The organism is Streptomyces caeni, from assembly GCF_042678285.1.
In the GTDB taxonomy this organism is placed as follows: domain Bacteria; phylum Actinomycetota; class Actinomycetes; order Streptomycetales; family Streptomycetaceae; genus Streptomyces; species Streptomyces caeni.
In genome coordinates this window covers 1-1,232 of record NZ_JBHUDX010000042.1, presented here as the reverse complement: position 1 = coordinate 1,232, position 1,232 = coordinate 1, and the positions used below count along the sequence as shown (strand labels likewise).

Here is a 1,232-nt window from a genome sequence, read left to right as displayed (position 1 = left end):
CCGCCGAGCTCGGCGTCGGCCTGACCGCGCTGGCGATCGTGCTGGGCAGCCTGTGGGCCAAGCCGACCTGGGGCACCTGGTGGACGTGGGACCCCCGGCTGGTGACCACCGTGGTCCTGCTCCTCGTCTACATCGGCTACCTCGGCGTGCGCGGGCTGGCCGAGGATCCGCACCTGAACGCGCGGCGTGCCGCCGCCGTCGGCGTGCTCGCGGTCGTCAACGTGCCGGTCGTGCACTTCTCGGTCGTCTGGTGGCGGACGCTGCACCAGCCGCCGACCGTGCTGCGTCCCGGAGGCCCCGACGGAGCGCTGCCGACGATCATGTTCGTCACGCTGATCGCCGCGGTCGTCGCGTTCACGCTCGCCGCGGCGTGGGTGTGGATGCGGCGCGTCCGTCTCCTCGGCGAGCAGGCGATGCCCGCCGCGCCCGAACCCGGGAACGAGACCGAGCGGCCGCTGGTCGAGGTCGTCGTGGTTCCCCGCCTGGAGCCGGGAGGCGAACGGTGATCTACCTACTGATCGGCTATCTCACCACCGCGGTGTTCTGGGCGGGTTACCTCGCCTGGGTCGTGGTGGGGCCCTCGCAGCGAAGGAGCCGGTGATGCGGCTGTCGACGCCACGCGCCCGGCTCGCCGTCGTCGGCGTCGCCGCGGCCGGCGTGCTCGGAGTGCTCGGCGTCTGGGGGTCGGGGGACGACCTGGTCTACTACCGGACCCCGAGCGAGATCGCCGCCAAGGTGCGCCCCGGCGAACGGGTGCGCCTCGGCGGCCTGGTCGAGCAGGGCACCCTGCGCCGCAACGGCTCCGTCGTCCGTTTCATCATCACGGACGGCGCCCGCGATCTGCCCGTCACCTATGACGGCGCGACGACCGCGATCTTCCGGGAGGGCCAGGGCGTCCTGGTGGAGGGCAGCGTCGACGGCCAGGGCCGCTTCGTCGCCGACACGCTGTTGGTCAAGCACTCCAACCAGTACGTGACGAAGACGCGGGAGAAGATCTCGGACCGCGCGGGCGGCGGCACGCGGTGACCGCGGCCCCAACGGTGGCCAGGACTGCCGTACCCGCCCGCCCGTCGGCGCCGACGGCCTTTCCGCCTCCCCGACCGGCGGTCGGCCGCGATCCACGACGACTCGCCTCCCGACAGGATCGGCGGCTCGGGCCCGCCGCGGGATCCCCGTAGCCGCCCGCGTGCGGATGCGCCGACCGGCCGGTGTGCGGCCGGCGGGCCTGCGCC

General features: G+C 74.0%; 2 protein-coding genes. Both read left to right on the top strand.

The annotated features are described in order from the left end of the window. Window positions 1-506 (top strand): cytochrome c biogenesis protein CcsA (gene ccsA / locus ACFSL4_RS15490; RefSeq protein WP_381082826.1); only part of this gene is annotated, 506 nt, incomplete at its 5' end. Window positions 507-600: 94 nt separating this feature from the next. After that, a complete protein-coding gene (locus ACFSL4_RS15485) occupies window positions 601-1,026 on the top strand; it encodes a cytochrome c maturation protein CcmE domain-containing protein (protein WP_381082824.1) in 426 nt (141 codons plus the stop codon). The last annotated feature ends 206 nt before the right edge of the window (window positions 1,027-1,232 follow it).